Origin of the sequence: Pseudomonas sp. Irchel 3E13, assembly GCF_900187455.1 — a bacterium.
Taxonomy (GTDB): Bacteria; Pseudomonadota; Gammaproteobacteria; order Pseudomonadales; family Pseudomonadaceae; genus Aquipseudomonas.
Genome location: NZ_FYDX01000025.1, coordinates 72,004 through 78,003, shown reverse-complemented (window position 1 = coordinate 78,003; position 6,000 = coordinate 72,004). Strand labels below are relative to the sequence as shown.

Annotated in this window: 7 protein-coding genes and 1 pseudogene; 5 read left to right on the top strand and 3 right to left on the bottom strand. The window is 60.3% G+C overall.

All coding sequences use genetic code 11. The features are described from left to right. Positions 1–293 precede the first annotated feature (293 nt). Positions 294–875 (bottom strand): annotated as a pseudogene (locus tag CKW37_RS30650) (DUF72 domain-containing protein); the annotation flags it as partial. A gap of 158 nt (positions 876–1,033) precedes the next feature. Here CKW37_RS30650 and CKW37_RS30645 point away from each other — a divergent pair. The 5 genes from CKW37_RS30645 (at position 1,034) to CKW37_RS30625 (ending at position 3,940) form a co-directional block, all read left to right on the top strand. Then, a complete protein-coding gene (locus CKW37_RS30645; protein ID WP_095159845.1) occupies positions 1,034–1,426 on the top strand; it encodes a low affinity iron permease family protein in 393 nt (130 codons plus the stop codon). A 60-nt stretch (positions 1,427–1,486) separates the two neighbouring features. Then, positions 1,487–2,038, top strand: coding sequence for an ATP-dependent Clp protease proteolytic subunit (locus tag CKW37_RS30640; RefSeq protein WP_095159844.1), 552 nt, complete (start codon positions 1,487–1,489; stop codon positions 2,036–2,038). 146 nt (positions 2,039–2,184) lie between these two features. Further along, on the top strand, positions 2,185–3,069 hold the full coding sequence (locus CKW37_RS30635) for an EamA family transporter (protein ID WP_095159843.1): 885 nt from the start codon (positions 2,185–2,187) through the stop codon (positions 3,067–3,069). 172 nt (positions 3,070–3,241) lie between these two features. Beyond that, on the top strand, positions 3,242–3,433 hold the full coding sequence (locus tag CKW37_RS30630) for a hypothetical protein (protein WP_095159842.1): 192 nt from the start codon (positions 3,242–3,244) through the stop codon (positions 3,431–3,433). A 204-nt stretch (positions 3,434–3,637) separates the two neighbouring features. Continuing rightward, positions 3,638–3,940, top strand: coding sequence for a hypothetical protein (locus CKW37_RS30625; RefSeq protein ID WP_095159841.1), 303 nt, complete (start codon positions 3,638–3,640; stop codon positions 3,938–3,940). A gap of 782 nt (positions 3,941–4,722) precedes the next feature. Here CKW37_RS30625 and CKW37_RS30620 read toward each other — a convergent pair. Beyond that, the gene (locus CKW37_RS30620) at positions 4,723–5,142 is read right to left on the bottom strand and encodes a group II truncated hemoglobin (RefSeq protein WP_095159840.1); all 420 of its coding nucleotides are present in this window, start codon (positions 5,140–5,142) and stop codon (positions 4,723–4,725) included. Positions 5,143–5,253: 111 nt separating this feature from the next. After that, on the bottom strand, positions 5,254–5,586 hold the full coding sequence (locus CKW37_RS30615) for a hypothetical protein (RefSeq protein WP_095159839.1): 333 nt from the start codon (positions 5,584–5,586) through the stop codon (positions 5,254–5,256). Positions 5,587–6,000: the final 414 nt, after the last annotated feature.

Here is a 6,000-nt window from a genome sequence, read left to right as displayed (position 1 = left end):
CTTTCTCGGTCACTTGCTTGACCGCTTCGATCTTGAATTCTTCGGGGTAACGCTGACGACTCATGGCTCCTCCTATTTGGGCCTCATTATGAGGCTTGGAGGTGTCTACGAAACTAGGGGCGATTCAATGAACGCCGTCGCTGTTGTGTCAATCTATGTTGTTACCAATCGAGCATCGTATTTGAAATGTGACGCGTCTGTGTCAGTCTATGTTGCTGTTGTATGGACCCCGGATCATCCTACAGGCCCCGGTTTACTTGAGGGGCTGTGTCAAACTATGTTGTTGGTAACCAGGTGTCGGCCACCACCAAGGCAACGCCGTGCTTGCGCAGCAGGTCGATGAACTCGGCGTTGCGAAAGCTCTCGTTGCGGATCTCCACGGCATGGCGCAGCGGGCCGTTGCCGTGGCTGTCGAAGGCGCCGTCCTTGTTCATGCGCGCGCTGCACTGCCGGGCGCAGTGCGTGGCGGCATGGCGGTCATGAGGCAGGCGATCAAGGAAATCGGCGAAGCGCTGCGGGTCGAATTTCATACTCGGCGGAAACTGCCAGAGGATCGGCCCGAGCTTTTCGCCGAGTTGCAGCGGGCCGGAGGCGAAGAAATTGGCCAGCGGTTCGGCGATCTCTTTCAGCCGCCGCACATGGGTGATGTAGCGCGGTGCCTTGACCGCGAACACGAAGCCGTCCGGCGTGTCGTCGCGCCATTCGGCGTAGCGCTGCGGGGTTTGCAAGGCGTAGAACGAGCCATTGATCTCGATACTGCTGACCGCCCGCGAGGCGAACGCCAGCTCCTTGGCCTGGACCAGGCCCTCGGGATAGAACTGCTTGCGCCAAGGGGCGTAGCGCCAGCCGGAAATACCAATATGGATCTCGCTCACCGGGGTGTCCTTTGCGAGGGATCTTATGGCGTGCGACCGGAAGTTTTGGCGATGCGTTCAGGGCGATGGACGAGTGGCGCCGGCAGGTGAGATTGACTGAACTTTGCCCTCGCCAGCCTCTCCACCGAATGTCGAACGGTGTTGTGAGGAGCATCCACATGAAGTTCTCGCGTTTCGCGCAGAAGCTGGCCAACTGGACGGGCCGGCCGATGACGTTTGGTATCGCCTTCGGGCTGGTGGTGGTCTGGGGGCTCAGTGGGCCGTTGTTTCATTTCAGTGATACGTGGCAATTGGTGATCAATACCTCGACCACCATCGTCACCTTCCTGATGGTGTTCCTGATTCAGAACACGCAAAACCGCGACACCGATGAGTTGCACATCAAGATCGACGAACTGCTGCGCACGACCAAGCGCGCGCACAATGCCTTGCTCGGGCTCGATGATCTGGACGAAAAGCAGTTGCACGAACTGCGCAAGCGCTATCAGCACCTGGGCGAGTTGGCCGAGCACAAGGCCCCCGGCAAGGACGTGAAGGCCGACGACGCCTGACCCACGGAAGACGCCGAGGCGCCGTCAGGCCCTCGGCAACCGACCTGATACGAGGTGAGCATGACCAGTCATATCATTCACTTCACCGGACCGATCAATTCCTCCACCTGCGGCAACCTGATCACGACCTGCTCGCGCGCGTTGCAACAAGGCGCCGAACGCCTGCAGTTGAACATCGCCACGATGGGCGGGGAGTGCAGCTACGGTTTCAGCCTGTACAACTTCCTGCGCTCGCTGCCGATCCGGGTGGACACCCACAACCTCGGCACCGTCGAGTCCATGGGCAATATCCTGTTCCTGGCCGGCGAGCACCGCACCGCCTGCGCCTTGAGCAAATTCCTGTTTCATCCCTTCCACTGGAACCTGCACGGCTCGGTGGACCACGCGCGCATGGCGGAATACGCGATGAGCCTGGATTACGACCTGCTGCTCTATGCGCAGATCGTCGCCGAACGCACCGAGGGCGCGGAGCAGGTGCTGGATATTCCGCGCTACCTGATGTCGCACCCGCGCATCGTCACCCCCGATGAGGCCATCCTGTGCGGGCTGATTCAGGCGATCGACGATTCTCCGATGGGTGCGGATGTCACCCAGTGGAGCGTCCACGCCTGAGATTGCCGCTTCCTGGTGCACCGATCACAGTCGGCGTGATCGCGACCCGTCCATAACCCCGGCCGTCAGCCTCGCTTCCCGGCGTAGAGCGGCTTTTGTAATAACGTTATGATGTTTCCGAATATTACAAATAGGCCGGGGGGAACATGCCGCTCAAGGATCTGCTGTTGGCGTTGGTGGTGATCGTCGCCTGGGGCTTGAATTTCGTGGTGATCAAGGTCGGGCTGGACGGCTTGCCGCCGATGCTGCTGGGCGGCCTGCGCTTTGCGCTGGTGGCGATCCCGGCGGTGTTTTTCATTCGCCGGCCGCAGTTGCCATTGCGCTGGCTGCTGGCTTACGGGCTGACCATTTCGTTTGGTCAATTCGCCTTTCTGTTCGAAGCCATGGGCAACGGCATGCCGCCGGGGCTGGCGTCGCTGGTGCTGCAATCGCAGGCGTTTTTCACGATGATTTTCGCCGCGGTCTTTCTCGGCGAGCGGCTGCGGGCGGCCAGCGTGCTGGGGTTGCTGGTGGCGGCGGGCGGGCTTGCGCTGATCGGCAGCGAGAATGGCGGCCATGTGCCGTTGCTGGCGCTGGTCCTCACCCTCGGCGGCGGCGCCTGCTGGGCGATGGGCAATATCATTACGCGGCGCTTCGGCAATATCGATTTGATGGCGCTGGTGATCTGGGGCGCGCTGGTGCCGCCGCTGCCGTTCTTCGCCATGTCGTGGTACCTCGAAGGCCCGGCGCTGATCGAGACGTCGCTGCGCAATATCGGCATGAGCTCGATCCTGTCGCTGGTCTACCTGGCGCTGATCGCCACCATGCTTGGCTACGGCTTGTGGAGCCGGCTGCTGTCGCGTTACCCGGCCGGCAAAGTGGCACCGTTTTCGCTTCTGGTTCCGGTGGTGGGGCTGAGTTCGTCGGCCGTGCTGCTGGATGAGCGCTTGAGTGCGATCCAGTGTTGGGGTGGTTTGCTGGTGATGGTCGGGCTGTTGATCAATGTGTTCGGGCCGCGCCTGAAAGCGCGGTTCCTGCCAGCGCGAGCCTGAGATTCGGCAAAGGGCGCGGGCGGAATGATTGCACTGCGCCATTTGTCGGTCTTTTTGCTTTGTGACTGAGCAGTCCGCAAATGTCCGGCTAGTCTCTGAAACATCCAGGTCGATATTTTCAGGTCTCTCGCTGGGGGATCGGTATCGACCGAATTCAGAGGGGAGCCGGTAAATGAAGGATCAATTTCTCGAAGACCTCGGTGACGAATTTCCCGTCAATAGCGTGGTGCGTTGCGGCCAGGCGGCGTTCCGCCTTGGTTTCGCCAACATGACCCTGGACGATGCCCAGGTCACCTGGAAATCCAGGACGCCCTCGCGCATCGAAAGCCGCAGGTTCCTGCCCGCCGCATTGCCAAAACGCTGAAACCCGTGCCCTTCGGGGCATGTTCGGCTTGTGCGCCACGTCTTTTTGATTTTGGTAAGGCACTGCCCGAAAGCGCGGACTGGTACGCGAAATCTGCCAATTCATGCCGCTTTGCTTGATCTTGCTCATTGCGCCGCCCGGCGGCGCTGGAGAGGGAGGGTGATCTGTGCCTTACTAGCGCGGTAAATCCAGTGGAGGACTGTAATGCGCATCAGGGAAGAGAAGTATTGGGAATGGGCGGATGCCCGGTTGCACAGCCGCAGTCATGACGAGGTGTTCAGCGATGGCACCAGTATCGATGTCCAGGTAAGGCTTTCGCGTACCGGGGCAACACAACTTTTTCTCGGTGTTTATGCCCGGCAGGGCAAGGCCTTGCTGGAAGAGTATTACCCGTCCCGCCCCGGTGAGAGCATGAGCCGCTCGCTGGTCTGGGGTGTCGATCGGGCCCGGGCGATGGTCGCCGGGCTGCAACCTGAAGAGCCGATGGCGTTGCTTCGCCAGGCGTGAATGAAACTATTGAAAAAGCCGGCAGGGTTGCCGGCTTTTTTTTGGTTCTTCACGGGGGGCTTTGGCTTTGGGTTTGGGTGCTCTGGGCTGATCCATTCCGTGTGGCGAGGCTGCCGGCCCCTTTCGCCTTTACGGCGAGTCCATTTTGTCTTGGCAAAATAGACGAAAACCGCTGGCTCCTGCATCCGGCCCTACGCTGCGCTTCGGGTTCCCTCCCTCCGGTGTCTTTCGGGGGCCACGCGGCCTACGACTTGCTTCGCAAGTCTTCACCTCGCGTCTTCGGCTACGCCGAAGGGTGCTGCGCACCTGCCCCTTCAGACACCTCCACTCGGCCTCCTGACGTCGCAATTTGTGTCGTCTGAACTTGCGTGCATGAAGAGCAGAAGCAAGATCAAGAAAAAAAGAGCCAATCGGTGGTTTCACCAGACTCTGATTTCGAAGATCCGTCATCACATACGCCGCCCGTAACTTCGCGACTTCAGGAGGCCGAGCGGAGGTGCCTGTAGGGGCAGGTGCGCAGCACCCTTCGGCGTAAGCCGAAGACGCGAGATGTAGACTTGCTTGCAAGTCGTAGGCCGCGTGGCCCCGAAAGGCGCCGGAGGGAGGGGACCCGGAGCGCAGCGTAGGGCCGGATGTGGGAGCGAGCGGTTTTGCCTACTTTTCCCAAGCAGAAAAGTAGGCCGCCGTAGAGGCGGAAGGGGCCGGCAGCCTCGCCACATCGAACGGATCAGTTCGCAAAGCCAAAGCTAGGACCAAAAGACCAAAACAAGGAAGGCATCCCTTCAATGCCCGTGCCGCGCACGACTGGCCTGAACGATGCGCCCAGCCGGAACCCGCAGTTGAGTCAGCAGATACTCGGCGAACTCCGCTGAATAATCCTGGCGAGCGATGGCCTGGGCCATGCAATCCAGCCAGATCCGGGCGTGACCCTCGTCCATCGGCCACTGAGCATGAAAGGACGGAAGGCCGATCGGCCCGTAGCGCTCGGCGAACAGGCGCGGACCACCGAGCCAGCCACTGAGAAAACACGTCAGCTTGTCGCGGGACAGGCTCAGGTCATCGGCATGCATGTGCCTGACGGTCTGCGCCGTCGGGTCCTGGTCCATGATGTCGTAGAAGTCATCCACCAGGCGGCGCAGGCCGTCGAAGCCGCCGGCTGCCTGGTAGGACGCGTCCGCGGTGCCGAAAGCGGGGCTGGTCATGCGGGTACTCCGGGGAAAAGCCGCATTTTAGCCAGAATCGCGCGATGAACTTTGATGCCGGGCATGAAAAAGCCCGGCCATTGCGGGCCGGGCTCAATTGACGCGGGTGAATCAGCAGAGGCGGTCGATAATCTGCACGCCCTGGGTTTCACGCAGCGTTGGCCACTCTTGTTCCAGGGTCTGCAACACGCGACCGACGTACTGGGTGTCGGCGGCGGCCTTCTTGCCGACGTAGCCCTGGCCGCGGCGGTACATCTTCAGCCGGGCGCGCATGTTCGGCTTGCGCTCTTCGAATTCGTCTTCGGCGGTGTAAGGCGACAGGCTGTCGATATGCACCTCGCCGGCATCGCAAACCCAGAGAATGTGGCTGTCGAGGCTGTCTTTACGCGCTGCGAACAGTTTGGCCAATTCTTCGATGGTCGGTTTTTCGTTCAAGTTCATCATTAAAGCCCCCATTAACCCGTCAGTGGTTTTTGTCTATCTGGCGCTACTCATGTAGCGCACTACCAAGGCTGCTACCGCAGCATTGCAACAGGGGCTTTCTTCACTCTGCCTTTTGGACAGTCCCTCTCCACGGACGACCTGAAAACTGCTCAGACCGTCTGGAACACCCTTGCCAGCACTCCCGATCGGGGAGATGGGCTCATCATGCAGAGGGCGACGAATGGCGTCAACAGGTTTTGTAGTGATTTTTTCTTAGCACTACAAAATACTTTTCCTACGTGCGTGGCGTTTATGTAGTGCTCTGTTGGATTGCCCTACAAAACCCGGGGCAGACGCTCGCGGCAATGTCGGGCGGGTTTGATCCGGGTCAGTTTTTCCCGAGCAAGCGGGGAGGATCATCGCAATAAGGGGCAA

Bases quoted from the DNA above. Each gene is read 5' to 3' on its own strand.
- CKW37_RS30645 (WP_095159845.1), top strand. From the start codon at position 1,034: ATGAAGTTCTCGCGTTTCGCGCAGAAGCTGGCCAACTGGACGGGCCGG.
- CKW37_RS30640 (WP_095159844.1), top strand. From the start codon at position 1,487: ATGACCAGTCATATCATTCACTTCACCGGACCGATCAATTCCTCCACC.
- CKW37_RS30635 (WP_095159843.1), top strand. From the start codon at position 2,185: ATGCCGCTCAAGGATCTGCTGTTGGCGTTGGTGGTGATCGTCGCCTGG.
- CKW37_RS30630 (WP_095159842.1), top strand. From the start codon at position 3,242: ATGAAGGATCAATTTCTCGAAGACCTCGGTGACGAATTTCCCGTCAAT.
- CKW37_RS30625 (WP_095159841.1), top strand. From the start codon at position 3,638: ATGCGCATCAGGGAAGAGAAGTATTGGGAATGGGCGGATGCCCGGTTG.
- CKW37_RS30620 (WP_095159840.1), bottom strand. From the start codon at position 5,142: ATGACCAGCCCCGCTTTCGGCACCGCGGACGCGTCCTACCAGGCAGCC.
- CKW37_RS30615 (WP_095159839.1), bottom strand. From the start codon at position 5,586: ATGATGAACTTGAACGAAAAACCGACCATCGAAGAATTGGCCAAACTG.